Source organism: Kribbella sp. NPDC051770 (genome assembly GCF_040681455.1).
Classification (GTDB): Bacteria; Actinomycetota; Actinomycetes; order Propionibacteriales; family Kribbellaceae; genus Kribbella.
The window spans coordinates 56,271-81,084 of sequence record NZ_JBFAYT010000006.1; the positions used below are offsets into that span (position 1 = coordinate 56,271).

The following is a 24,814-nucleotide window of genomic DNA, read 5'->3' on the forward strand; positions in this document are numbered from 1 at the left end:
CTCGCTGGCGACAACTCGTCAGGGGTACCCGCTGGTATCCGGTACGGCGATACCGTATTTACATGCTGACTTCTGTTGCGGGCCCGGTCCTGGTCCCCGGTGACGCCGGGTACGCCGACGAGCTCTCGTTCTTCAACCTGTCCGTCGGGCACCAGCCGCAGGTCGTCGTCGGCGCGACCAGCGCCGCCGACGTCCAGGCCGCGATCCGGCACTCCCACGACGTGCGCCGGCCGGTCGCCGTCCTCAACACCGGCCACGGCCCGTCGGTGTCCACCCCGGCCGACGCGGTCGCGATCACCACCCGCCGGATGACCGGTCTGACCATCGACGCCGAGCGCCGGACCGCCCGCGCCGAGGCCGGTGTGCGCTGGGGGCAGGTCGTCGAGGAGGCCGCCGAGGCCGGCCTTGCGCCGCTGGCCGGCTCGTCGCCGACCGTCGGCGTCGTCGGCTACACGCTCGGCGGCGGTGTGAGTATCGCGATGGCCCGCAAGTTCGGGTACGCCGCCGACCACGTCCGGCGGATCGAGCTGGTCACCGCCGACGCCGAGCTGCGCACGGTCGACGCGACCAGCGAGCCGGACCTGTTCTTCGCGCTGTGCGGCGGCAAGGGCAACTTCGGCGTCGTCACCGCGATCGAGTTCGACCTGTTCCCGGTCACCGACCTGTACGCCGGCGCCCTCCTGTACGCCGGGGCCGACGCGCGCGACGTGCTGACGGCGTACCGGCGGTTCACCGCGACCGCGCCGGACGAGGTCACCTCGTCGGTGCTGCTGCTGCGCGCCCCGGACCTGCCGTTCGTCCCCGAGGTGATGCGCGGCAAGCTCACCGTCTCGGTCCGGCTCGCGTACGTCGGTACGGCGGACGACGGCGCCGCCCTGGTCGCCCCGCTGCGCGCCGCGGCGCCGGTGCTGATGGACACCGTCGCGCCGATGCCCGCCGCCGAGATCGCCGGGATCACCAACGACCCGACCGAACCGGGCGCCGCGGTCGAGCACTTCGCGGTCCTGGACGAGCTGGGTGCGGACACCGTCGACGCGGTCCTCGACGTCGTCGGGCCGGACGCCGAGACCGCGATCACGATGGTCAACCTGAGCCACCTCGGCGGTGCGCTCGGCCGGGCGCCGCGGGTGCCGAACGCGGTCCGCCGGGACATCGGGTTCGCGGTCTTCGCGCTGACCGCGGTCGCGCCCGACCAGGTCGAGGCGCAGCGCGACGCCGGGCGCGAGCTGATCGACCGGCTGGCGACCGGCCGGCGGCACCCGGGGTACCTGGCCCCGGCCGACGCGTCGGTGGACGCCGTGCGCACGGCGTACGACGAAGCGACGTACCAGCGGCTGCAGGAGGTCAAGACCAAGTACGACCCGGCCAACGTGTTCCGCTTCAACCACAACATCCCGCCCCTCGGCTAGCGGCGGGGCCGGCGGCGGCCTGGTCATAAGGTGTCGCCATGCCAGAGCCGCAGCGCAGACGTCGAGCAGGTGGTGCGAAACGGACGGCCGTCCTGGAGGCGGTCGCGACCGTGCTCGCCGACCGTGGGTACGAAGGCACGCGGTTCGCCGACGTGTCCGCGGTCAGCGGGGTCGCGATCAGCACGCTGCAGAACTACTTCGGCTCCCGCGAGGACATGGTCGTCGAGGCGCTCGGCCTGGCCACCGACCGGGAGGTCGAGGCGCTCGCAGCGGTCGCCGCCGCCGAACCTGACCCGTGGCGGCGGTTGGTCGCGATGACGGACCGCAGCCTGGAGAACCCGACCAGTACGCAGCAGCTGCTGGTCGAGTTCTGGCGGGCGGCGATGCGTGACGACGAGCTGCGTGCGCACAGCCACGACGTGCTGGCCCGCTACCGGGCGCCGTTCCTGGCGGCGGTCACGGAGGGCGTCGTCGAGGGCTCGTTCAGCGACACCTACCGCCCGGCCGACGTGACCGACTTCCTGCTGACCGCGCTGGCCGGTGCGATCGTCAGCCGGGCCCTGCGCCAGCCGGCGCCGGACCCGGCCACGTTCCGGGAGGTGCTGCTCGGTCAGCTCGGCGGGATGCTCGGACACGCGGAGCCGCGCGCCGGCAAGGCCAGCGTCACCAGGTAGCGGTCGACCGCCTGCTCGACGCAGGGGCTGGTGGTGTAGCTGCCGTGCCCCCAGCCGCGGTAGGTCAGCAGTACGCCGTCCCGCCCGAACTGACGGGCCACGCTCCGCGCCCAGTTGTAGCCGGTCGCCGGGTCGTGCAGCCCGTTGACCAGCAACGCCGGTGTCCGCAGCCGGTACGCCGACGGCTCGCGCTGCGGGTTCGGCGCCTTGGGCAGGCCGACGCAGGTCGTCACGGCCATCAGCTGCGCCGGGTAGGACAGGTCCTGGTTGTCGCGCGCCAGCCGACGCAGGTGGCCGGCGTACTCGCGGTAGTCGCGGACCGGCAGGCTGAAGTCGCGGCAGAACGGCGCCAGCGGGTAGCTGGTCAGCCCGCTCGGCACTGGCGGTACGGCGGTCGGCGGTGGGCTCTGGTCCAGCTTGGCGAGCAGGTCAGCCAGCCTGGTCCAGTCAGGGCCGTAGAACGTCCGGAACGTCACGAAGCTCAGCTGAAACGGGCTGATCGGGTACGCCGGTCGCTGCGGGTCCGGCAGGTCGCCGCGATCGGCTCTGGCGATCAGCCGGTCCCAGAGCGCGTGCACGTCCTGGCCGTGCAGGGCGCAGGTCGTCGCCGTCGTACACCACTTCACGAACTCGTCGAAGGAGTCCTGCCCGGCCCACGCCTGCTCGTCGAGGAACTCGCCGGTCGTGGCGGGCCCGTGGTCGAACACGCTCTCCAGCACGACCGCGCGGACCCGCTGCGGGTAGCGCTCGGCGTACTGCTGGCCGAGCAGCGTCCCGTACGAGCTGCCGTGGAAGGAGATCCGGGACTCGCCCAGCGCGGCCCGGATCGCGTCGACGTCGCGGACGGTCTGCAGCATGTCGAGATGGTCGTAAACCGGGCCGGTGTTCTTCCGGCAGTCTGCTGCGAGCTCGCGGTTGTGGGCGATGGTGTCGTCGAAGTCGCGCTGGCTCTTCAGGATCGGTGACGGCTGGCGGGCGACCAGCGCGGCCGAGCACCTCACGGCATTGCTCCGGGCGACACCGCGCGGATCGAAGCTCACCACGTCGAACCGGTCCTCGACCTGCTGACTGAACCGGCTCATCCCGGTCCGGATCCGGTCGACACCGGAGTCACCCGGTCCACCCGGCCCGAACACCAGTACGCCGACCCGCTGCTGCTGGGCCTTCCGCCGGGCGATCGCCAGCTCGAAGGTGCCTGCAGCTGGATGTTTCCAGTCGATCGGGACGGTCACCGTCGCGCACTCGGAGCCCGGCAGCAGTGCGATCTCCTCGGGTGTGTCACCCGGCTCGGGCTCACAGGCCGACCAGTCGACGGACGGCGCGGCGGTGGCAGGGACGGTCAGCGTCGCCAGGGCGACGGTCAGGGCGGCACACCAAGCAGTTGGTCTCATCACGCCTCGATCCTTGGCCGCGCGGACCCTGACCGGCATCCGGTGCGGACCCGGAGGAAACCCGCGAACGTTTCTAGTACGGTCGTGTTAAATTGAGGAACATGAAGCTGATCGTGAAGCTGATGGTCGTCCTCGTACTGCTGCTCGCCGGATGTGCCGCGGTCCCGGAAGCGGGTCCCGACTGGAAACCGTGTGGTGTCCCGATCCCGGCGGCGGTGCTGGAGGACCTCGACGCCGCCCGGGCCAAGGCGGTCCGCGAGCGCGAGTGCACGACCGTCGAGGCGCCGCTCGACCACGCCGACCCGTCCGGCCGCACGATCGAGCTGGCCGTCACCCGGATCCGCTCGGCCGACCCGGACCGCCGGATCGGCTCGCTCGTCTACAACCCCGGCGGCCCGGGTGCGTCCGGTCTCGATCTGGTCAGCGGAATGGTCGCGCGGTACCAGGCGCTGCTCGGGCGCTACGACCTGGTCAGCTGGGACCCGCGCGGCGCGGACTCCTCGACACCGTTGAGCTGCGGACCGGACTCAGGCGACAACTCGGCGACCGCGATGCCGACCACCGACGCGCAGTGGGCGGCACTCGGCGTCGCGGCCGAGGCCTTCGCGACCGCCTGCGCGAAGTCCGAGCTGCTCCCACACCTCGGGCTGTTCGACTCCGCGCGCGATCTCGACCTGGTCCGCCAGGCGGTCGGCGACGACAAGCTGCACTACCTCGGCGTCTCGTACGGCGGCCAGCTCGGGGCGGCGTACGCGGAACTCTTTCCCGACCGGGTCGGCCGGGTCGTGCTCGACGCGCCGGGGTCGCCGACGCGGACCTACCGGCAGACGCTGCTCGACCAGGCGGCCGGCAGCGAGCTCGGTTTCCGGCAGCTCGTCACGCGGTGCCTGGGCAGCAAGCCGTGCGCCCTCGGCGCGAGCTACGGCGACGCCCTCATGAAGCTGGACGCGTTCCTGGCCCGCCTCGACCGGCGACCGCTGCCGACCGGGCGCGGTACGCCACTGACTCGCGGTGGGGCGGTCGGCGCGCTGACCATCGGCTTCTCCGACCCGCCGTTGTGGGACACACTGACCCGCGCGCTCGCGTCGGCGTACGCCGGTCGGCCGGACGCCTTGCAGGCCTTCGGCGACGTCTTCACCGGCCGGCGCCCGGACGGCTCGCACTCGAACTTCGGGCTGCTGAACTCCGCGGTCAACTGCCTCGACTACCCCGACCGGATCACCGTCGAGAGCGTGCGCGCGGCGATGCCGGAGTTCGCTCGCGTCTCGCCGCGGTTCGGGCCGATCAGCGGGCTGTTGATGCTGACCTGCGCCGGCTGGCCGCACCCGGGCGCCGGCCGCGAGCGCCCGATCGTGGGCCGCGGGGCCGCGCCGGTCCTGGTGATCGGCAACACCGGCGACCCGCTGGGCCGGTACACGTGGGCGCGGGAGCTCGCGGCCGGCCTCGACTCCGGCGTACTGCTGACCTGGAGAGGCCAGGGCCACGGTGCGTACGGCGGGCTGAACGCGTGCGTCGACGACCGGGTCGCGGACTACCTGTTGACGGAGAAGCCGCTGGTTGGAGCCGCTTGTTAGGGTCACTGCTCTGATGACCGAGACTGTTGCAGCCGTGGACGCGCCGGCTGGTTCCAAGCATGCGACCTGGTTCCGGGTGGTGGCGATCGCCGAGGCGGTGTCGTGGACCGGGCTGCTGATCGGGATGCTGTTCAAGTACGTGCTGTCCGACAACGAGATCGGCGTCCAGGTCTTCGGGCCGATCCACGGCGGGATCTTCGTCGCCTACGTGCTGACCGTGGCGGTCGTCCGCAAGCCGCTGGGCTGGAGCTGGCCGACCACGCTGCTGGCGCTGGCGGCAAGCGTTCCCCCGCTGTTCACCTGGTTCTTCGAGCTGTGGGCGGCCCGGACCGGCCGGCTGCGCTGAGACCGCACGGCCGGATTGACGAGTGCGGCCGGGCCGCCGTACCGTCGCGATCGTCAGCAGCACCCGCCGTATGAACCCGTGCGGGAGAGACCCAGGCCCGACCTGGGCGCCGTAGGAGCAACTCTCCCCAAGAATCTCTCAGGCACCCTCACCGCACGGGCGAGGCACCTCTGGAAGACAGCACGTCTGACAGAGCGGGGAGGCACACCGATCGGTCAACGACGACCGGAAGGAACCTCCAAAGATGGCGATCAGCGTTTTCGACCTGTTCAGTATCGGGATCGGCCCGTCGAGCTCCCACACCGTGGGACCGATGCGCGCCGCCCGCACCTTCGCCCTCGGCCTGGAGGCCGACGGGCTGCTCGACCGGACGACGGCGGTCGAGTCGCAGTTGTTCGGCTCGCTCGGCGCGACCGGGCACGGGCACGGCAGCAACAAGGCGGTCCTGCTCGGTCTCGAGGGCGAAGACCCCGAGACCGTCGACACCGGTTCGGTCGAGGACCGGGTGGCGGCGATCCGCGCGGCCGGGCGGCTCCGGCTGGCCGGCCGGCAGGAGATCGCCTTCGACGAGAACACCCAGCTGGTGATGCACCGCCGCAAGGCGCTGCCGTACCACCCGAACGGGATGACCTTCGTCGCGCGCGCCGCCGACGGCGCCGTACTGCGGGAACGCACGTACTACTCGGTCGGCGGCGGCTTCGTCGTCGACGAGGACGCGGCGGCCGGTGACCGGATCGTGCCGGACCGGACGCCGCTGAAGTATCCGTTCCTGACCGGCGCCGAGCTGCTCGACCGGTGCCGCGAGTCCGGGCTCGCGATCAGCGAGGTGATGCTGCACAACGAGCTGGCCTGGCGGACCGAGCCGGAGATCCGGGCCGGGCTGCTGCACATCTGGCAGGTGATGCAGGACTGCGTCGACGAGGGCTGCGAGACCGAGGGCGTGCTGCCCGGCGGCCTCAAGGTCCCGCGCCGCGCGCACGCGCTGCACCAGAAGCTGAGCAGCGACAAGTGGTCGGTCGACCCGCTCAAGGTGATGGACTGGGTGAACCTGTTCGCGCTCGCGGTGAACGAGCAGAACGCCTCCGGCGGCCGGATCGTCACCGCACCGACGAACGGTGCCGCGGGCATCATTCCCGCCGTCCTGCACTACTACCGGCGGTTCGTGCCCGGCGCGTCCGACGACGGCGCGGTCCGGTTCCTGCTCGCGGCCGGTGCGATCGGCGTGCTCTACAAGGAGAACGCGTCCATCTCCGGCGCCGAGGTCGGCTGCCAGGGCGAGGTCGGGTCGGCCTGCTCGATGGCCGCCGCCGGGTTGTGCGAGGTGCTCGGCGGCACCCCCGAGCAGGTCGAGAACGCCGCCGAGATCGCGATGGAGCACAACCTCGGCCTGACCTGCGACCCGGTCGGCGGGCTGGTCCAGATCCCGTGCATCGAGCGGAACGCGATGGCCTCGGTGAAGGCGATCAACGCGGCCCGGATGGCGATGCACGGGGACGGGGTGCACGTGGTCACGCTGGACAAGGTGATCAAGACGATGCGCGAGACCGGCGCCGACATGAAGATCAAGTACAAGGAGACGTCACGAGGCGGCCTGGCCGTCAACGTGATCGAGTGCTGACGGGTTTCCCACATGGGCGTTGTGGCCGGCACCGGGCAGCGTGACGACCTGGTCGTGCAGCGCTGACAGCTCGGCGTCGGTGTTCATCGGGTCCAGCTCACCCCGAGCCAGTACGACGTCCGCCTGCGCGTCGCGGAGCAGGCGGGCCATGTTCGGGGCGCCGACGCCGAACGCGCGGGGATCGAGGGCGAGCCGCCAGCGGCCGTCCTCCTCGCGCAGCCCGTGGTCGACGGCGTCGCTCGCCAGGTCGACCAGGCCCTGCAGGCCGGAGATCTTCAGGTAGCGCTCGGCGGCGGCGTCGCGGGTGTCGAACCAGGTGACCGGCTTGGCAGCCAGCGCCGCGGTCCGGGCCAGGTCCTCGTCCGACCAGGTGACCTTGACGCCGAGGGCGATCACGCGGTCCACGCGGACGCCGTACCGGCCGCTGGCCAGCTCGAGGGCGATCACCCCGCCCAGCGAGTGGCCGATCACGGTGGTCAGGTCGGGCAGGTTCTGGGCGACGGCGGCGGTGATCGACTCGAAGCTGTAGCTGTCGAGCGGACCGGCGGAGCCGTGGCCGGGGAGGTCGGGGGCGTGGGCGGAGGTGGTCGGCCAGCCGTCCCAGACCCGGCGGGTCGCGCCGAGGCCGTGCAGCAGCAGGATTGTCATGCCGGGCAGTCTTCCCCGCCGGGCAGGTGACAAAAAGAGTGAAGATCGTTCCAAGACCTGTTTGAAACGTGTGAACACCCGCTACTGTGCCGGAACTGTGAGTCTGTTCTCCGAGGAAGAACAGGCAGCACCGCGCCGGACCCCGCTGAGGAGCAAGAGGGTCCGCCGTACCGCCGCCTGCATCGCCCTGCCCATCGGCCTGTACGCCGCCCTGGCCGTCGCCGGCCTGCTACCGCTGCCCGGTGGCGGGGACCCCGACGCGGCCAACCCGGTCGCCGGCCTCCCGGTCGTGAACCCGGCCGACCAGCGCTACCCGTACGTCGACGGCGATCCGCGCGGCCCGGTCGTCACGCCGACGCTCGCGCCCTCCACCGAGCCGTGGGGCGTCGGCCGCGGCGACGTCCAGCGCGAGGACCCGAGCGGCGCCCACGCGGGCCGCCCGACCCCGGGCGCGCCGACCACGGTCCCCGCCGAGGACCCGAACCGGCGGCCGCTGCCGACGATCACCGCGCGCCCGCCGGTCGTACCGACCCCGACGAGCCGGCCGACGCCCGGGACGCCGTCGGCCACGCCGTCACCGACCCCGACGCCGACCGAGACGCCGTCCAACCCGCCGGACGGAGACCCCGAACAGGACCCGACCCTCGCCGACCGGCTGTTCGGCTGGCTCGACGAACTGGTCCCGTAGCTCGCCGCTCGCCGCTCGCCGCCCCCCAGACCGGCGCCCCCAGACCGGCGCTCGGCTACCAGGCGACCGGGCCCTGCGCGCTCAGGTACTTACCGGTCGGCCCGTCCTTCCCGACCGTCGCCGCCCGCACGATGATCGCCGCGCCCTCCTCGACGGTCTGCGTCCCGCGGTGCCCGTTGAAGTCGGTCGCGGTGTAGCCGGGGTCGACGGTGTTGATCCGCAGCTCCGGCAGCAGGTAGGCGAACTGCGCGGTCAGCATGTTCAGCGCCGCCTTGGACGCGGCGTAGCCCGGCGCCGGGATCCACGACTCGACCGGTGACTCGCCCTCGAACGGGACTCCGGCGATCGACCCTAGCCCGCTGCTCACGTTCACCACCACCGGGTTCTCGCTCGTGCCGAGCAGCGGCAGGAACTCGTGCAGCACCTGCGCGGCCCCGAACACGTTCGTCTCGAAGACCGTCCGCAGCGTCTCCGCCGTCACCTCCCGGGCGGTCGACGGATGCCCCGGGATCCCGGCGCTGTTCAGGTGCCCGGGGATGCCCGCGTTGTTCACCAGGACGTCGAGCCGTCCCTCGTCGGCCTTGATCTGCCCGGCCGCGGAGCGGATCGACGCCGGGTCGGTCACGTCGAGCCGGACGGTCCGCGCGCCCAGCTCCTCAGCAGCCCGGCGCCCCTTCTCAGGATCGCGTGCCCCGACGTACACGAGGTGGCCGAGGGCAACGAGTTCGCGGGCGGCCTGGAAGCCGAGGCTCTTGTTCGCCCCGGTGATCAGTGTGATGGTCATGGCTCCGACTCTGGCCGGGACCGCGCCGGACAGGCAGTACCCGCGACAGCCTGGGGAACGGCAGTACCAGGCTGTACTCCGGCCGCGGCGCGATACTGGACCGGTGTCCGAGTTCGGCAAGACCCTGCACGCCTGGCGCGACCGGGTCAGCCCGGCCGAGGCCGGCCTGCCCGCGAACGGCGTACGGCGGGCGCCCGGGCTGCGGCGCGAGGAGCTCGCGATGCTCGCCGGGCTGTCGGTCGACTACGTCGTACGGCTGGAGCAGGGCCGGTCGTCGGCGCCGTCGCCGCAGGTCCTGACCGCGCTGGCCCGCGCGCTGCGGCTGGGGGACGCCGAGCGCGACCACCTCTTCGTCCTGGCCGGTCAGGCGCCGCCCGCGCCCGGGCGGATCTCGGCGTACATCCCGCCCGGTGTGCAGCGGCTGGTCGACCAGCTCGAGGGCGCGCCGCTGAGCGTGTCCGACGCGTCGTGGACGATGATCAGCTGGAACTCGCTGTGGGCCGCGATGCTCGGCGACCCGTCCGCGCTGCGCGGCCGGCAGCGCAACCTGATCTGGCGGCGCTTCGCCGGCGAGCAGGAACTTCCGTCGGGGTACGGGCGGGTCCGGCAGACCCCCGAGCAGGCCGAGCGGTTCACGATCGCGCTGGTCACCGACCTGCGGGCCGCCGTCACCCGCTACCCGAAGGACGCCGAGCTGCACGCGATGGTGGCCGACCTGCGCGCGCTCAGCGCCGAGTTCGCGACCGCGTGGGACGACCACCAGATCGGTTTCCACGGCACCGACCACAAGACGGTCGAGCACCCCGAGCTCGGCCCGATCCTGCTCGACTGCGACGTCCTCACCGTGCCCGGCAGCGACCTGCGGATCGTCGTCTACACGGCTCCGCCGAACTCCGAGGCGGCCGAGAAGCTCAGGCTCCTGTCGGTCCTGGGGCTGCAGTCGCTCTAGCTGAGCTGCCCTGCAGCAGGATGTGGGCGACCAGGCCCGGGGCGTCGTTCATCGGGATGTGACCGCAGCCGGCCAGCGAGACGATGCGGGCCTGCGGGATCTGGTGGTGGGCGCGGAGCGCCTGGCTGCGCGGGAGGATCCGGTCGTGGGTCCCCCAGGCGATCGTGACCGGTACGCCGGGGACGTCGCCCTCGAACACCGTGCCGCGGCGCGCGTAGGCGGCGACGCGGTCGAACGCCGGGCCGTCGCGGAGCGACAGGCTCTCGGCGTACACGGCCTCGGGGGTGCGTTGCGCGGGGTGGTGGTAGATCATCCCGGTCATCACGCGGCGGCCGGCCGGCGTACGGGCCATCCGGCGGAGGGTCGGCTCGGGGGTGCGCTGGGTGACCCGGCGCATGCCGGTCAGCACGTTGAGCGCCCAGGTGCGCTGCCGCGGCGTCCAGAACCCCGCGGGCGACAGCGCCGTCACCGACCGCGCCAGCCCGAGCTGACCGAGCCGCAGCGCGACCATCCCACCCATCGAGTTCCCCGCGACGTGCGGCCGCTCGATCCCCAGCTCCCGGCAGAACGCGTCCAGCACCGCAGCGAACGTGTCCAACTCGTCCGGCAGCGCCGCCGGCACATCAGGCGACTCCCCGAACCCCGGAAAGTCGATCGCCACCACGTCCCGCTTCCCCGCCAACCGCTCCACCACCGGCGCCCAGGCCTGCCGATGATGCCCGATCCCGTGCAGCAGCAGAAGCGGCGGCCCCACCCCCTGCCGCTCGTACGCGACCTGCACCCCCTCGACCCCACCCACGGTGAGGCTCGCCGTTGCGCTCATACCTCCATCGTGACACGACCGATGTCACGTACCTCGTCAGAACGCGTCCACGTCGCTGGTCGAGGCGTTGCCGAGGGCGGTGGGCTGGAGGTCGATCTTCCAGCCCTCGTTGCGGCCGAAGCCGTCGTCGAACTTGGAGAACGTGCAGCCGGCGCTGAACTGGCGGCGCTGTGGGTTCCAGTCGGTGCCGCTCTTGAAGTAGACGTGGTACTTGCCGCCGATCCGGTTGATGGTGGCGGTCTTGCGGGCCTGGACGTAGACCATCAGGTGCGGTGCGGTCGGTGGTTTGCCGTCGGTGACGATCGAGACTGCGACGTCCTCGGCGGTGCCGTTGGTGACCTGGAGGCGGCCGGAGCCGCGGGCGCCGGAGCGGACCAGGACGTCGCCGTTCGACGGGCGCTGACCGGTCGGTGCCGGGCCGACGTCGGGCAGTGTGGTGCCGAACTTCAGCCCGAACCGGCCGAGCGGCGCGATCGCGCCGGTCAGGTCGGCGGTCAGCTTCCGCTGCACGGTTTGCGAGGTGTAGACGACGCCGCCGCACTTGGCGTTCGTGTCGACGTTGTCGGACTGCGGCCCGGTCAGCGACGCCGCGGCGGCGCGGAGCCGGGTCTGCAGGGTCCGGTGCGCGGCGGCGATGTTCGGCTGGACCTTCAGCAGCGCCAGCTCGGCGGCGGTCGAGTTCAGCGACTCGGCCAGCGTGTCCATCGCGTCGGCGAGATTGTCCGCGCTCTTCGCGCCGGTCAGCCCGCGGACGTCGGTGGCGAGCTGCTGGTCGAGCTTGGTGAGCTGGGCCTGGTACTGCGCGCCCGTCAGCGGCCCGGCCGGTTTCGGCGGCGGAGCAGGCGCAGCCGTCGTCGTCGTACTGCTCGTCGCCACCGGCGACGTCTCGGCGTCGGGCGCCGCGGTGTCACCGCAGGCTGCCGCCGTACCGATCAGTGCCACCCCGAGCACCACAGAGACCAGCTTGTTCATTCGTCCCGCCCCCAGGCCCCTAGAACCCCTCGAGACTCAAGCGTAGGGGCCGCACGGGTCCTCGTGCATCAGCTCCGCGGCGCGGGGCGCACGAACGGGAAGGCGAGGGTGGCCCGGATGTTCTGCCCGGTCAGCATCATCACGATCCGGTCGACACCCAGCCCGAGCCCGCCGGTCGGCGGCAGCGCGTACTCCAGCGCGGCCAGGAAGTCCTCGTCGAGCGACATCGCCTCGGGGTCGCCCGCGGCGGCCTTCAGCGACTGCTCGGTCAGCCGGCGGCGCTGCTCGACCGGGTCCACCAGCTCCGAGTACGCCGTACCGATCTCGGCGCCGAACGCGACCAGGTCCCAGCGCTCGGCCAGCCGCGGGTCGGTGCGGTGCACGCGGGTCAGCGGCGAGGTCTCGAGGGGGAAGTCGGTGTAGAAGGTCGGCAGCATCGTGCGCGGCTCGACCAGCTCGTCGTACAGCTCCAGGACCAGCTCGCCGGCCGACAGCTCGAAGCCCGCCTTGACGCCGTGCTTCGCGCAGACCGCGCGCAGGTGCGTGACCGGTGTCGAGGAGTCGAGCTCGACGCCCGTCGCCCGGCTGACCGCGTCGTGCACGGTGACGACCGGCCAGTCGCCCGAGATGTCGAGCTCCTCACCGTCGCGCTGCACGACCGGTTTGCCGAACACCGCGGTCGCCGCCTCCAGCAGCAGTTCGCGGGTCAGCTCGCGCATCACGTGGTAGTCGGCGTACGGCTGGTAGGCCTCGACCGAGGTGAACTCCGGGTTGTGCGTCGCGTCCGCGCCCTCGTTGCGGAAGTTGCGGTTCAGCTCGAAGATCTTGCCCAGGCCGCCGACGCCGAGCCGCTTCAGGAACAGCTCGGGCGCGATCCGCAGGAACAGCTCGGTGTCGTAGGCGTTGATGTGGGTGACGAACGGCCGCGCGTTCGCGCCGCCGTGCACCGCCTGCAGCATCGGCGTCTCGACCTCGGTGAAGCCGCGCGCCTCGAACCCCTGCCGCAACGCCCGTACGGCGGTACTCCGGTACTGCAGCATCCGCAGCGACTCCGGGTTCATCACCAGGTCGAGGTGCCGCTGCCGGACCCGCGCCTCCGGATCGGTGAACCCCTTGCGCTTGTCCGGCAACGGGTGCAGGCACTTGGCCGCCATCGTCCACTCGGTCGCCGCCACCGACAGCTCGCCGCGGCGGCTCGTCACGACCTCGCCGGTGACGCTGACGTGGTCGCCGATGTCGACCCAGCGGTTCCAGTTCTTCGGGCTGCCGGTGAGCATCACCTGCAGCTGGGTCAGCCCGTCCTGTAGCTCGGCGAACGCCAGCCCGCCGTGGTTGCGCAGCCGGACGACGCGGCCGGTGACCGAAACCTGGTGGCCGGTGCGGTGGTCGGGTGGGAGGTTCTGGTGCAGCGCGCGGATGCGTTCCAGGGTCTCGGTGCGGGGGACCGTGACCGGGTACGGGTCGATGCCTGCAGCAACCATCTCGGCGAGCTTGGTCCGGCGTACGCGCTCCTGCTCGGTGAGCTTGCGGTCCGGCAGCGCGGGCCGGAGCAGTTCGTTCTCCAGATCCCTGACGGTGTTGGCGAACTCGCCGCTGTCACCGACCGCGATCGCGTGCCGGTCCGTGCTGGTGCTGGCGTCGACCCGGGTCCACGGCCGCGGCGCCGGCAGGAAGCCCTCGGCGGTCCCGGCCGCGAGCAGGACCGAGGCGAGCGAGGCGCCGCGCGAGTAGCAGATCAGCCGCGGCGACCAGCGCGGCAGGTACTTCTCGTTGGACTGGTAGAGACTCTCCAGCTGCCAGAAGCGCGACGCCGCGGTCAGCAGCGCGTTGGTCAGCCGCAGCACCGGGCCCGCGCCGACCCGCTCGGCGTCGCTGAAGATCTCCCGGAACATCGCGAAGTTCAGCGAGATCCGGTGTACGCCGAGGTCGCCGCAGGCGTCGACCAGCGAGGCGACCATGAACTCCATCAGCCCGTTGACCGACTCCGGATCACGCCGCATCAGGTCGAGCGACACCCCGCGCACACCCCACGGCGCGAACGACAGCAACCCCCGTACGACGCCCTCGGCGTCCCGCGCGACCACCATCACGCAGCGCGCGTCGGCGGTGTCGCCGAGCCGGCCGAGCGCCATCGAGAAGCCGCGCTCGGTCCTGGCCCCGCGCCACTTCTCCGCCAGTTCGACGTACTGGGCGAGGTCGGCGTCCGGCAGGTCGCCGTGCCGCACGACCTGCGCGTGGTACCCGGCGCGCTGCGCGCGGGTGACGGCCTGCCGGACCGGCCGCATCGTGCGGCCCTCGAGGGTGAAGTCGGCGACGTCGATGATCGCCTCGTCGCCCATCGCCAGCGCGCGCAGACCCGCGTCGACGTACGCGTGCGCCGCCTCCTCGCTCGCCGACAGGACCGCGGGGGACCAGCCGTACGTGCGGGTCTCGGTCAGCCAGGTCCGGATCGCGCCCGGCCAGGCCGCCGGGTCGCCGAGCGGGTCGCCGCTGGCCAGGCTGACGCCGTTCACCACCCGGTACGCGATCGCGGCGTCGCGGTCGGGGGAGAAGACGACGGCCTTGTCGCGCCGGGTCGCGAAGTAGCCGAGGCTGTCGCGTTCGCCGTACTGGAGCAGGAGGCGGCGGACCTCGAGCTCCTCGGGCTGGCTCAGGTAGCGGACCCGGCGGACCGAGCGGAGGAAGATCCAGAACGCGATCACCAAGGTCGCGGCGGACAGGAAGCCGACGGTCAGCGCGACCCAGGCGTGCCCTTCGTGCCCGGAGCCCATCCGCGCGCGGCTCTGGCCGAACGCGGAGAACACCGCCCAGCCGATCTTCTCCCGCTGTCCCTGCAGGGTGCGCGGGAAGACCTGGGTGAGCGTGACGCTGACCGCGATCGAGATCAGCAGCCCGGACACCATCACGCCGATCGCCAGCCGCCGGCTACCGGGCGCGAGCCGGGCCGGGAAGCTGTCCCGGATCTTCCACAGCAGCACGATCATGAGGATCGGGACCACCACCCGGGCGATCCCGAGCTCCAGGTCCTCGTACGACGCCCGCCCGAACTCGGCGATCAGGTCCGGGTCGTTGGGGTTCGCGATCTGCACGCTGATGAAGCCGAGCGCGGCGATCGAGGTGAGCAGCGTCAGGCCCTCGAAGACCCACAGCACCCAGAGCAGCGCGGCCCGCTTGCCGCGCAGCAGCGCGCTGCCGACGACGGCCAGGTAGACCGCGGACAGGAACGTGTGCCCGGCCGGGATCCCGGCGAAGTCGATGACGCCCTCGACGTGCCTGACCACCTCGGGGGCGATCAGGTGCAGCGGCACCGCGACGAACGACCAGACGGCCGCCGTGACGACGACCCGGCCGACCCATACCGCCGCCCGTTGCTGCCACTTCGGTACGGCCTGCTGCCCTGACACGCAGTGATCATCCCACTGCGAGCTCCGTACTCAGCGGTTCAGCCACCAGATGGAGCCGTTGAGCGCGGCGGCGAACGTCACCCAGGCCCAGTACGGCGCCAGCAGCCAGGTGGCCGGCCGGCTGACCCTTCGGAAGGTGATGACCGTCCAGGCGATCGCCGCCCACAGCAGGACGATCTCCACGAGCGCGAGGCCGGTGGCGTTCGCGCCGAAGAACAGCGGGGTCCAGATCGCGTTGAGGACCAGCTGTACGGCGTACGGAACGAGCTGCTCCGACCAGCCGGTCTTGCGCCACACGAGCCAGCCGCTGACGGCGATCATCACGTAGAGCACGGTCCAGACCGGGCCGAACAGCCAGCTCGGTGGGGCCCAGTCGGGTTGCTGCAGCTCGGCGTACTGCTCAGTGGTGCCCTGGACGCCCAGGGCACCGATCAGCGCGGCGGCGGCTACGGCTGCCAGGTTGATGGCTAGTACGGCCGCGCTGCGGACTGGGCGGTGCTCGGTCCAGGTGCTCATACCGGACCAGTGCCCGGGGCTATGCAGTGGTGGTCAGCGCCGGTGTCGGGAGCTTGCGCTGCCACACCTCGTCCAGCGCCATCCGCATGGCACCAGTGACCACCGCGTCCTCAGCCAGCGCGGACAGCTCCAGCTTCGGGTGGTTGAGCGTCAGCAGCCGCAGCTGGTCGGAGATCGCGTCCAGCAGGACCGCACCGGCCCGGGCGACACCACCACCGATGACGACGGCCGTCGGGTCCAGCACCAGTACGGCGGGCGCCAGCGCGCGAGCGAAGTCGCGGGCGACCTGCTGCACCACGGCCTGCGCCACCGGGTCGCGCTCAGCAGCCGCGGCGAACACGTCAGCCGTGTCGAGCTGGTCGCGACCGAGCTCCGCGAGCCGGGACTCCGGGTTGTCGAGCACGGCCTGCCGCCCGAGCGCGGCGATCGCCTCGGAGCCCACAGCCCGCTCCAGCGGCCCGCGGCTGTCCTCGGGGTTGATCACGTCGTCGGGAGCGGTGGCGATGAACCCGATCTCACCGGCCGCACCCGTACCCCGGTGCAGCCGCCCGTCGATCACGATGCCGGCACCGAGCCGCTCACCCCACTGCACGGCCAGCAGCGTGCCGGTACCACCCCGGGCCGCGGCGATCGCCAGAGCCGCCAGGTTCGCGTCGTTGTCGAGCATGACCGGGCAGTCGAGCAGGGAGCGCACGTGCTTGACCAGGTCGATCGAGGACCAGCCCGGCACCGACGGGACCAGCTGGACCCGCCCGGTGTGCTCGTCCACGATGCCCGGGCTCGCCGCGACCGCCGCCGCGACGTCCTCGGCCGGCACCTCCGCCTCGGCCAGCGCCTCGGTGATCACCTCACTGATGACCCCGAGCAGCTCCTGGGCCGTCCAGCCCGGGCCGGACCGGCGTACGAGGGAGAGCTTGCGGCCGGCCAGGTCGGAGACGCCCACGGTGACCCGGTGCGGCCCGACGTCGAGCCCGAGCACCGGCGCCGCCCGCCCACGCAACGACACCCGGATCGCCGGCCGCCCCAGCGACCGGTCCGCCGAGTCCGGCCCGTGCTGCTGCAGCCAGCCCGCGTCGAGCAGTTCGTCCACGGCCTGCGCGACCGTGGGCCTGGCCAGCCCGGTCCGCTCGACCAGCTCTGCCACCCGCAGCGGCGCGGGCGCCGAGCGCCGGACAGCGTCCAGCACCGCAGCGACGTTGATCCGCCGCAGCATCGTCGTACCGCCGCCGCCGACCGTTCCCTTGCTCATGTCCGACCCCTTGCCTGCCACTCGCCCATCCTATATAGAAAGCGAGCGTTCATAAATTATCCAGCGGAATGCCGCGCGCCGCTCGTCCCCGGCGTGGGCGGTTCACCCGGGTCCGTGCCTCGACAACTATCACTGTCCGGCGCCAACACGCCCGAGCACACGCGCGCCACCCGGGATCAGTCCTGCAACACCGTCCGCGCAAAACTACTCAGCGCCTCCCGATCCGGCTGCCGGGTCTTCGTCATCAAACTCGCCACGTGCTTCTCCACGGTACGGGGCGAGATGTGCAGACGCGACGCGATGGACTTGTTCCCGATGCGATCGACGAGGAGGAGGCAGACCTCGTACTCGCGGGTGGTGATGCCGAGTTTGCGGAGGTCGGCCGGAACTTGCTCGGATCCGCTGCGCCGCTGCGGAACCGTCTCGCCCCACTGCCGCAACTGACTGCGACAGGCACTGGCAACGGGCGAGATCTCAGCCTGGTGGAACCAGTTCTCGGCCTGCCGCAACCAGTCGACCGGCGTACCCCAGCCATCCGTCCAGGCGGCCTCGGCGACCAGCCGCAACCCGAGGTGTCGAGCCATCGGGTAGATCTCCGAGGTCGTCAGTGCCTCGGCAATCTGCTCCGCGGCCTCGTCGCCCTGACCGGACCGGCCGAGCAGGATCGCGTGCGAGAGGTGAACGAACTGCTTGTTCCACCGCATCCGGCTGGCGGAGGTCGCATTCACGACCTTCAGGTGTTCCCAGCCGTTCCGGCCAGACAGTACGCCGAGCAGCAGTCCGAGGCCGTTCTTGCCGGAGGTGTGGAAGGTCGTCGGGTTCTGCGCGTCGTACGCGAGGGCCTGCGCCATCTCTGACTCGGCCAGCTCTCGGTTCTCCTCCAGCAGCGCGCAGAACGTGCGCGCCAGCCCGTAGGAGTACGGCAGCTCGTACGACGCCCGCTCGCCGCCCCACGACGAAGCTTCCGTGAGCGCCGCCTCCATCGCAGCCCGGTGACCCTGGTGAGCCTCGAGCATCGCCTTCGTGGCCAGGAAGTAGGTCGCCGACCGCCCGATCCGGACCCGCCGGGTGAAATCCAGGCACTCGTCGATCAACCGGCCGGCTCGCTCGTGCTCCGAGCGCATCACGAGAGCCTGCGCGATGGTGCCGTCCACCTCGTAGGCCAGCGAGATGGCACCGATCCCCATCGCCTGCTGGCGGGCGCGCTCGAGCTCGACCAGGCTTCCGGTCGCGAGCAGGATCGAGCCCGCCTGGAAGATGTGCGAGCAGACCCGCTGGAACGTCAGGTTGTTGAGCTCGGCGACCTGTCGGGCCCGGTGGAAGTACTCGATCGACTGATCCAGGTCCTTCTCCCGGGAGAGGATGCCCAGGAGTTGCAGCGCGTCGCAGGCGACAGCCGGAAGGTCGGCCCGTTCGGCGGCCTCCGCGGCTCGCGAGGCCAACGCCGTCGCGGACTTGATCCGGCCAGGGCTCGTCCGCGCCAGTTCGAGGTGGGCGGCGATCGCGTCGACCGGGGCGAAGTCGGCATCGCCCGCGTCACTGCCCAGCAATGACCTGGCTGTGGCGACGTGGGTCAGAGCGGCTGCCCAACGGCCGGCCATGTGCTCGAAGTTGGCCAGTTGCACGTACAGCGACGCCACCTTGCGACTGTCCAGATTGCGGTAGGCCATCTGTTCGATCGTCGCTGCGTGGGCCGCACTGTTCTCGAACTGTCCGGTCTCGCTCAGGGCGATCAGCAACGAACCGAGAATGTCGGCCCGGTGTCCGGTGTCCGGGTCGGACTCGAGCAATGTCGTCGCCCGCTCCAGCAGTTTGACGGCCGACTCCATCGACCCGGTGTCGAAGGATCGCTGCCCGGCCGAAGCGAACAGTCGCCCGGCCCGGAGCAGATCTCCACCGGTCTCGGCCAGTTCGGCGACCATCGTGCACCACTCGCCGGGCAGGCCGGGGTGCAGTTCCTCGATCGCGTCCGCGCAGCGACGAGCCAGGAGGCCACGCTCGGTCGGTGTGATTCCGGCGAGCAGCGCCTCCGCGGTCAGCGGGTGCCGGAACGCGTACCAGTCCGGGACCGGTTCGTCGGGGCCGACCAGCTGGGCCGCCAGCCCGGCCCGCAAGGTGGCCAGCAGCAACCGTTCGTCGGTGTCCGTTGCTCGCCGGACCACACTCAACGGGAACCGGTGGCCGATCACCGCTGCCAGGACGAGGAGATCGCGAGACTCTGGGCCGAGCTTCTCGATCCTGCTGGTGACGCTGCGCACGATGGATCCCGGTACGGCGGTCCGAAGCCCCTCCACCACCTCGATGCTGCCGTTCGGCGCTGAGACCAGCTGGCCTGAACGCGTCGCTTCCTGGAGAAGTTCTTCGACGACGAGGGGAACGCCGGCGCTGTCCTGCCACAAGCGGTCGACCAGTACGTCCGGCACATCGCTCGGCGCGGCCTCCAGGCAGTCGCCGATCAACTGCCCGACCTGGTCGCGGTCGAGAGGATGGAGTTCGACGAGGTCGGCCGTTCCCCGCTGGGCGGCGATCTGGGCGAGCTCGCGCGCCGCGCACTCCTCCGAGCGCAACGTCGCGACCAGCGCCACCGGGCTGTCACCCACGCTGTCGACCAGGTACTCCAGGACGGCCAGGGTTTCCGGGTCGGCGCTGTGCAGGTCCTCCAGGACCAGAAGGCACCCGTTCTCGCGGCCGACGAGTTCGAGCAGGCGAAGCACCGCCTCTCCGAGGATGACCGGAGACCCAGTGGCTTGCGGTGCCGCTGTGTCACTCCAGTCGGGGATCACCCTGCCGAGCACCTGCCGGTAAGCACCGAGACCCTCCGGCGGTGGCATCTCGCCCCTGCGAATCAGTGACAGGAACGCTTCCGTGAAGGGCCGGAAAGGGACTAGAGTACCGAGCGCACCGACACGGCCACGCAAGGTGAGCATGCCGGTGTCGAGTGCGATCGTGGTGGCAACCGCGGACAGGCGGCTCTTTCCGATGCCGGGTTCACCGACGAGGAAAGACGTCCCGCCGTGGCCCTCACGCGTCGCGGTCAGCAGGTGGTGGAGATGGTCGATCTCCCCGTCCCTGCCGACCAGATTTGACGCGCGGGTCTGCATGCTTGCCAACTTTAACGACGGACGGGCCAGGCCGCAGGAGAATCGGCAGGTTCGTTGCCGGCCCGCCCCGTCGTCACTGCTCCAGGGTCGGCCAGGTACTGCACACATCGGTCGCCGCGGCGAGCCCGATCGCCCCCATTCCGACCAGGCCGATCAGCGCCATGGCGCGGGAGCCGACCCGGCTGCGGGCCGGCGGCAGCGGTGCGCCGATCGGGTCGGCTTCGTCGGTTTCCGGGCGGTGTTCGTGGTCGTCATGGGCGGTCATGGTGCTCTCCTATCGGGATGGTTCGGCTGATCGGCGAAAGGGTGGACGCCGTCAGACAATCGGGTGTGGGAAGAGGAACGAAGGAACCTGGCGGTGAAAACCCAGCCGCAACAGGCCGTATCCGATTCCGGACAGCCCACTGAGCAGCCCGGACGACGGAACCGATCCCGGGGTGCCACAGCGCGGGCCGTGGTGGGCCAGAGCTGTGAGCACCATCCCTGCCCGGCGCCGCCGGGCCGCCTCCGCGGCCGGGTACTGCGGGAGTAGCCACAACAGCGGCTCGACGGCACCGAGCTCGCCGTGGCACAAGCTGAGGTCGTCCAGCAGTGGACGGTTCCGGTGCGTTTCGAGGTAGTTGTCGACGTCGACCGGAAGACCGGCCGACCAGCGCGCGAGAATTGTGCCGGCCCGGCCGGAACACCAGCCGGCCGTGCTGGTGTCGCCGCCGAGCTCAGCGGCGGCGAGAGCTGCCGCGCGATGCCGCGGATCGGCAGATCGGTAACGGCTCAGAGCCCAGGCGATCCCCAGGTATCCACGGGAGAATCCGAGTTGGTCGGCTGGTGCTTCCTCGTTCGAGGCGGCCTCGACCACGGTCGCGAGGTGATCGGCGTACTCCGCCGCGAGTGCCGCAGCGCCCGGACAGCCTTCAAGCGCTTGCATCGCGGCGAGTCCGCCGGCAGCTCCGTCGACGAAACTGGGGAATGCAGCGTCAGGGTCGACTCCATCGCAGAGTTCCAGTACGTCGGCCAGCCAGGCATCTGGTGCCGAGTCGTCGAGCAGGTGGGCCAGCCGGTGCAGGCCGTAGCCGATGCCGCCGAGCCCATGCATGCCGACGCCGATCGCCTGGACGGCGGCCGGGTCGTCACGGAGCGACTCCAGCAGACCTGGGAGTGGCTGGATCGCGTCCCACGCCAGTTCGCCGTACTTGGAAGCGCCGGTCAGTCGACCGACCTGCGCGAGGAACACGGCGGTGCCCAGGTAGCCGCTGGTGAGGCCCGCGCCCATCGGGAGCACCGCCCAGTGGTGGTCGTCAAGCAGTTCGAGGCCGAGCCAGTTCACCTGGCCGTCGGCGTTTCCGACAGCTTGAGCGACGATCTCGTCCGCGATGTCGGTCGCCGAGGCGAGCAGCTGTTCCGGATCCGCCTCTGTGGTGCCGAGACCAGGACGCGATTGCCGGGCCACGTGCACCACCGGCCCCGGACGGGTCGCCAGCGAGGCGGAGATGATCCACAGCTGCCGGTGTTGGTCGACCTCATTGAGCGCAGTGATCTTGGCCCGCACCCGGTCCAGTCCACTTTCGGAGAACAGGCTGGGGATCCTTGTTCCGCCGGCGGACCAGACGTCGGTGCTGCCCGGCCGAGTGAGGAACAGCGGCACGTCGCCGGCGCGAAGGTCGGCCAGCTCGTAGGGAACCAGGCGCTGCGTCGTGCTGTCGGTCTCCCAGAGCAGTTCGAGCCAGGCTTCGCGGCTGTCCGCGGTCCGGAGAGCCTTGGGGTGAGTCGCCTCGTCCAGCAGACCGGTGTAGACGCGGGTCGGCCTGGCGACGTACCGAACCTCGTCCTCCGCGCAGCGCTGGATCGGACCGTCGGGGGCGAGCAGATCGTCCCGGTCCCGGGCGATGGTGCCGTAGGCCAGCCGGAACCCGGTCGCGATGCCGACCTCGTGGTCGCGAGGTTCGGCTGCCGCACCGTCGATGTAGGGACGGTTCCGGCCGCCGCGAGTTCGCGCGACCCGGCGGATGAGTCGCATTGTGTCCAGCCCCGCGTCGGCCCAGTCGACGACGCTGTGGGGTGCGAGGTTGTCCGCGTCGCCGCCCAGCCCGGACAGGTCCACGATGCCGTGCTCACCGGCGAGCAGGAGGGGCAGCAAGGCCGTTCGGTAGACGGAATCGCGCAGTGCCGCGTGCGCCGGGTCGATACCGATGGATGTCTGCACCGCCGTGTTCGGATGGAACAGCGTTTCGACGTCAACGAGGACCGGCTGGTCTCCGGCCGCGATCAGGTTCTCGTAGTGCATGTCGGTTCCGTCGAGCACGTACAGCAGCGCCAGCAGAGCGCCTTGCCGCCGGTAGAACCGGCTCACCCCGGCGAGGTCGGTACAGGGGTGGTAGTCGATGTGCTCGGCCCAGCCATACCCGTCACGCGAGACGAGCCGAACCACTCGGATCGCGAGGCCGGTCCGGTCGTTGAGCCACCTCACGAGGTCGTTGAAGTGCCCGTGCAGTTCGAGGGAACGCGGCTTGTAGACGACCCGCCGGTTGTCGGCGAAGGTGAGCGTGGTGGTGCACCGGCCACCGTGGTGGAGGTCGCCGCCGGGTTCGACACCTGTCAGCGGTCCGGGGTCCACGCCACCGAAGAGCTCTGTGACCAGCAGACTGCGGTCCTCGGCGAGGCGAGCCAGAAGCTCGAGGTGGCCCTCGACGGATTGTCGGCACGCCTCGCCCAGAACGCGGGCCAGTACTGGGTACGCGGCCAGGAACTCCGCCAGCTCGCTCCCTCCTACGAGCCGGTGGGTGAAGTCCAGAAATCGCTCTGCGGGGGTCGCGCCGGTCAGGTCGCCGCGCTCCCGCGCGCGGTTCAGTTCCAGGACCAAGGTGCGGGCCGCCAGTTTGAGCAGCCGAAGTCCCAGCCGTCCGAGGAACTGTTCGGCGACCGGGCCGGTGTGACCAGCGGCTTGCAGGTCGGCTCGGGCCGCTGTGATCAGTGGGTCGAGGCAGCGGATCATGGTCTGCTGCCAGTCTCCGTGTGCTGAGACGGGCGAGGTTTCCACCGACGTGCTGCGCTCGATGAACTCCGCCCAGGCCGGCGTCCGCGAACAGGTCTCGTGGGTACCGAGACCTTCCGACCACCAGGCTGTGGGCCGGTTCGTCGCCGCCGCTGAGTCGAGCACGCCGACAGCGTGGCAGCAGGCAGGCGGGAAGACATGGGTATGCGTCCCCCATATTTCCGCAAGCGTTCGCTTCGGCCTACGTGTCCCGCAAACGCTTGTTTTGCAGCTGTCCGCGGGACGGTGACTGGGGGACGACCGCCCCGCGGCAGCAGCGCCTGTACCGGTGGGCCTCTGGTGGAAGGCTTTCCGGTTCAGGAATTCATGGGTGGCGGGCGGCCGTCAGCGGCCCCCGCTGCTCGGTGTGGTCGTGGCGGGCCTCCCGGTGTCGATCTGCTGGAACGCCGAGAACGATGCCTGAGCGGTCAGGGGACGGACAAGTGCCGTGGGCCCCCATCTTTGGCCGGGGTCGCGGGCGAGGAACATGGGGGCGAATCCCCCATGTGGGTACGGCGTCCGGCTGGCACGGTGGACGGGTGTACAGCCCAGCTCCCGGTCTCCCGGTCTCAGCCCACTCGGTGCTCGACGTCGTGCCGCAGCCGGCTGGGCAGTCCGCCGCCGCCGCGGTGCGGGAGACCGTGGAGGTCGCACAGACCGCCGACGATCTCGGCTACCGGCGCTTCTGGGTCGCTGAGCACCACGGGGTGCGTGGGGTGGGTAGTGCGGCGCCGGCGGTGCTCGCCGCCGTACTGGCTGCTCGGACGGACCGGATCCGGCTGGGCTCCGGGGGAGTGCTGCTGGGCAACCACAGGCCGCTGCTGATCGCCGAGCAGTTCGCTGCGCTGGCCGCGGCGTACCCGAGCCGGATCGACCTCGGGGTCAGCGAAGGCAGCGTGTCGGCTCCTTGTACCGCGGCTGCGCTCGGCTGGTCCGGTGACGCGCGGGAGACGTTCCCGCAGCGCCTGGACGAGCTGTGCCGGTTCCTGCGTGACGGTCTGCCCGGACGGACCCCGGTGGGGGACGTCCGCCTCACGCTGGCCGGGCTGCCGCCACCGGTGTTCGTGCTGGCGAACCGGCCGGCCACGGCGCAGCTGGCCGCGGTACGAGGGCTGCCGATCTTCCTGACCGCGTCGGAGACGACCGTCGCGGCCGCGGCGGCGTACCGGGACACGTTCGAGCCGACCGGTCCCACTGGCAAGCCCTACCTGGGGGTGTCGGTAGGAGTCGTTGCTGCCGACACCGACGAGGAGGCGCTGAACAGGCTGGCCGAGTACGTCCGGGTGAAGCACCGGCTGGCCGCTGCCTCGCCGCGGGCCACTCCGGCCGAGCTGCTCGAGCTGCTGGAGCCCCCGATCACCGGACGGGAGAGGGGCCGGGCCGAACGGCTCCTGGACGACCCCGGTCACATCGTCGGCTCCCGCTCGACGGTCGCGGCCGGACTGGCCAAGCTGGCCGCCGGGACCGGTGCGGCCGAGATCATGCTCGCCCCCCTCGCGTACGACGGCCTGGTGCGCTCCTCGATCCTCCGTACGGTCGCGGCGGCCCTGACCCGGGCCATCCGGACCGTTCCCCGCTCTGCCCCGCACTTCGTAGCAACTGCCTAAAGTGGGTACTGCCCCACCTATGGAAAGGCAGAC

Annotated in this window: 19 protein-coding genes and 1 riboswitch; of the genes, 8 read left to right on the forward strand and 11 right to left on the reverse strand. The window is 71.3% G+C overall.

What is annotated here, in order from left to right:
• Positions 1-62 precede the first annotated feature (62 nt).
• Entirely contained in the window at positions 63-1,409 is a 1,347-nt protein-coding gene (locus tag AB0M01_RS20650; RefSeq protein WP_363671736.1) for an FAD-binding oxidoreductase, read from the forward strand.
• Between the two features lie 38 nt (positions 1,410-1,447).
• A complete protein-coding gene (locus AB0M01_RS20655) occupies positions 1,448-2,083 on the forward strand; it encodes a TetR/AcrR family transcriptional regulator (protein WP_363671738.1) in 636 nt (211 codons plus the stop codon).
• Here AB0M01_RS20655 and AB0M01_RS20660 read toward each other — a convergent pair.
• Positions 2,020-3,474, reverse strand: coding sequence for an alpha/beta hydrolase (locus AB0M01_RS20660; RefSeq protein ID WP_363671740.1), 1,455 nt, complete (start codon positions 3,472-3,474; stop codon positions 2,020-2,022). The two genes, AB0M01_RS20655 and AB0M01_RS20660, sit on opposite strands and share 64 nt — an antisense overlap.
• A gap of 101 nt (positions 3,475-3,575) precedes the next feature.
• Between AB0M01_RS20660 and AB0M01_RS20665 the strand changes: the two genes are divergently transcribed.
• The 3 genes from AB0M01_RS20665 (at position 3,576) to AB0M01_RS20675 (ending at position 7,012) form a co-directional block, all read left to right on the forward strand.
• The gene (locus tag AB0M01_RS20665) at positions 3,576-5,048 is read left to right on the forward strand and encodes an alpha/beta hydrolase (protein WP_363671742.1); all 1,473 of its coding nucleotides are present in this window, start codon (positions 3,576-3,578) and stop codon (positions 5,046-5,048) included.
• A gap of 13 nt (positions 5,049-5,061) precedes the next feature.
• Positions 5,062-5,394 carry a DUF3817 domain-containing protein gene (locus AB0M01_RS20670; protein WP_363671744.1) on the forward strand — a complete coding sequence of 111 codons (333 nt, stop codon included), beginning with the start codon at positions 5,062-5,064 and terminating at the stop codon, positions 5,392-5,394.
• Positions 5,395-5,465: 71 nt separating this feature from the next.
• Positions 5,466-5,558, forward strand: a riboswitch (glycine riboswitch).
• A gap of 80 nt (positions 5,559-5,638) precedes the next feature.
• Positions 5,639-7,012: an L-serine ammonia-lyase gene (locus AB0M01_RS20675; protein ID WP_363671746.1), complete on the forward strand. Its 1,374-nt coding sequence runs from the start codon at positions 5,639-5,641 to the stop codon at positions 7,010-7,012.
• On the opposite strand, the gene AB0M01_RS20680 is transcribed toward AB0M01_RS20675, so the two are convergent.
• The gene (locus AB0M01_RS20680; protein ID WP_363671748.1) at positions 6,974-7,660 is read right to left on the reverse strand and encodes an alpha/beta fold hydrolase; all 687 of its coding nucleotides are present in this window, start codon (positions 7,658-7,660) and stop codon (positions 6,974-6,976) included. The genes AB0M01_RS20675 and AB0M01_RS20680 overlap by 39 nt on opposite strands.
• A gap of 97 nt (positions 7,661-7,757) precedes the next feature.
• Here AB0M01_RS20680 and AB0M01_RS20685 point away from each other — a divergent pair, with 97 nt between their 5' ends.
• On the forward strand, positions 7,758-8,348 hold the full coding sequence (locus tag AB0M01_RS20685; protein ID WP_363671750.1) for a hypothetical protein: 591 nt from the start codon (positions 7,758-7,760) through the stop codon (positions 8,346-8,348).
• A 55-nt stretch (positions 8,349-8,403) separates the two neighbouring features.
• On the opposite strand, the gene AB0M01_RS20690 is transcribed toward AB0M01_RS20685, so the two are convergent.
• Complete coding sequence (locus AB0M01_RS20690) at positions 8,404-9,132, reverse strand: SDR family NAD(P)-dependent oxidoreductase (RefSeq protein ID WP_363671752.1); 729 nt, start codon at positions 9,130-9,132, stop codon at positions 8,404-8,406.
• Between the two features lie 103 nt (positions 9,133-9,235).
• Between AB0M01_RS20690 and AB0M01_RS20695 the strand changes: the two genes are divergently transcribed.
• On the forward strand, positions 9,236-10,081 hold the full coding sequence (locus tag AB0M01_RS20695; RefSeq protein WP_363671754.1) for a helix-turn-helix transcriptional regulator: 846 nt from the start codon (positions 9,236-9,238) through the stop codon (positions 10,079-10,081).
• Here the strand turns inward: AB0M01_RS20695 and AB0M01_RS20700 are convergent.
• From AB0M01_RS20700 to AB0M01_RS20735, 8 genes are all read right to left on the reverse strand, one after another.
• Positions 10,044-10,904, reverse strand: coding sequence for an alpha/beta fold hydrolase (locus tag AB0M01_RS20700; RefSeq protein ID WP_363671756.1), 861 nt, complete (start codon positions 10,902-10,904; stop codon positions 10,044-10,046). The two genes, AB0M01_RS20695 and AB0M01_RS20700, sit on opposite strands and share 38 nt — an antisense overlap.
• Positions 10,905-10,940: 36 nt before the next feature.
• Positions 10,941-11,876 carry a hypothetical protein gene (locus AB0M01_RS20705; RefSeq protein WP_363671758.1) on the reverse strand — a complete coding sequence of 312 codons (936 nt, stop codon included), beginning with the start codon at positions 11,874-11,876 and terminating at the stop codon, positions 10,941-10,943.
• Between the two features lie 68 nt (positions 11,877-11,944).
• Positions 11,945-15,280 carry a bifunctional lysylphosphatidylglycerol synthetase/lysine--tRNA ligase LysX gene (gene lysX / locus AB0M01_RS20710; protein ID WP_363671760.1) on the reverse strand — a complete coding sequence of 1,112 codons (3,336 nt, stop codon included), beginning with the start codon at positions 15,278-15,280 and terminating at the stop codon, positions 11,945-11,947.
• A 30-nt stretch (positions 15,281-15,310) separates the two neighbouring features.
• A complete protein-coding gene (locus tag AB0M01_RS20715) occupies positions 15,311-15,796 on the reverse strand; it encodes a TspO/MBR family protein (RefSeq protein ID WP_363671762.1) in 486 nt (161 codons plus the stop codon).
• A 19-nt stretch (positions 15,797-15,815) separates the two neighbouring features.
• Positions 15,816-17,045, reverse strand: coding sequence for an ROK family transcriptional regulator (locus tag AB0M01_RS20720; RefSeq protein ID WP_363671764.1), 1,230 nt, complete (start codon positions 17,043-17,045; stop codon positions 15,816-15,818).
• A 176-nt stretch (positions 17,046-17,221) separates the two neighbouring features.
• Positions 17,222-20,146: an AAA family ATPase gene (locus AB0M01_RS20725; RefSeq protein WP_363671766.1), complete on the reverse strand. Its 2,925-nt coding sequence runs from the start codon at positions 20,144-20,146 to the stop codon at positions 17,222-17,224.
• A gap of 73 nt (positions 20,147-20,219) precedes the next feature.
• Positions 20,220-20,411 carry a hypothetical protein gene (locus AB0M01_RS20730; protein ID WP_363671768.1) on the reverse strand — a complete coding sequence of 64 codons (192 nt, stop codon included), beginning with the start codon at positions 20,409-20,411 and terminating at the stop codon, positions 20,220-20,222.
• A gap of 51 nt (positions 20,412-20,462) precedes the next feature.
• The gene (locus AB0M01_RS20735) at positions 20,463-23,135 is read right to left on the reverse strand and encodes a type 2 lanthipeptide synthetase LanM family protein (protein ID WP_363672530.1); all 2,673 of its coding nucleotides are present in this window, start codon (positions 23,133-23,135) and stop codon (positions 20,463-20,465) included.
• Positions 23,136-23,713: 578 nt separating this feature from the next.
• On the opposite strand from AB0M01_RS20735, the gene AB0M01_RS20740 reads away from it, so the two are divergent.
• A complete protein-coding gene (locus AB0M01_RS20740) occupies positions 23,714-24,781 on the forward strand; it encodes an MsnO8 family LLM class oxidoreductase (protein WP_363671770.1) in 1,068 nt (355 codons plus the stop codon).
• Positions 24,782-24,814: the final 33 nt, after the last annotated feature.

Coding starts and splice junctions, on each gene's coding strand:
- AB0M01_RS20650 (WP_363671736.1), top strand. CDS start 63: ATGCTGACTTCTGTTGCGGGCCCGGTCCTGGTCCCCGGTGACGCCGGG.
- AB0M01_RS20655 (WP_363671738.1), top strand. CDS start 1,448: ATGCCAGAGCCGCAGCGCAGACGTCGAGCAGGTGGTGCGAAACGGACG.
- AB0M01_RS20660 (WP_363671740.1), bottom strand. CDS start 3,474: ATGAGACCAACTGCTTGGTGTGCCGCCCTGACCGTCGCCCTGGCGACG.
- AB0M01_RS20665 (WP_363671742.1), top strand. CDS start 3,576: ATGAAGCTGATCGTGAAGCTGATGGTCGTCCTCGTACTGCTGCTCGCC.
- AB0M01_RS20670 (WP_363671744.1), top strand. CDS start 5,062: ATGACCGAGACTGTTGCAGCCGTGGACGCGCCGGCTGGTTCCAAGCAT.
- AB0M01_RS20675 (WP_363671746.1), top strand. CDS start 5,639: ATGGCGATCAGCGTTTTCGACCTGTTCAGTATCGGGATCGGCCCGTCG.
- AB0M01_RS20680 (WP_363671748.1), bottom strand. CDS start 7,660: ATGACAATCCTGCTGCTGCACGGCCTCGGCGCGACCCGCCGGGTCTGG.
- AB0M01_RS20690 (WP_363671752.1), bottom strand. CDS start 9,132: ATGACCATCACACTGATCACCGGGGCGAACAAGAGCCTCGGCTTCCAG.
- AB0M01_RS20700 (WP_363671756.1), bottom strand. CDS start 10,904: ATGAGCGCAACGGCGAGCCTCACCGTGGGTGGGGTCGAGGGGGTGCAG.
- AB0M01_RS20705 (WP_363671758.1), bottom strand. CDS start 11,876: ATGAACAAGCTGGTCTCTGTGGTGCTCGGGGTGGCACTGATCGGTACG.
- AB0M01_RS20715 (WP_363671762.1), bottom strand. CDS start 15,796: ATGAGCACCTGGACCGAGCACCGCCCAGTCCGCAGCGCGGCCGTACTA.
- AB0M01_RS20720 (WP_363671764.1), bottom strand. CDS start 17,045: ATGAGCAAGGGAACGGTCGGCGGCGGCGGTACGACGATGCTGCGGCGG.
- AB0M01_RS20725 (WP_363671766.1), bottom strand. CDS start 20,146: ATGCAGACCCGCGCGTCAAATCTGGTCGGCAGGGACGGGGAGATCGAC.
- AB0M01_RS20730 (WP_363671768.1), bottom strand. CDS start 20,411: ATGACCGCCCATGACGACCACGAACACCGCCCGGAAACCGACGAAGCC.
- AB0M01_RS20735 (WP_363672530.1), bottom strand. CDS start 23,135: ATGATCCGCTGCCTCGACCCACTGATCACAGCGGCCCGAGCCGACCTG.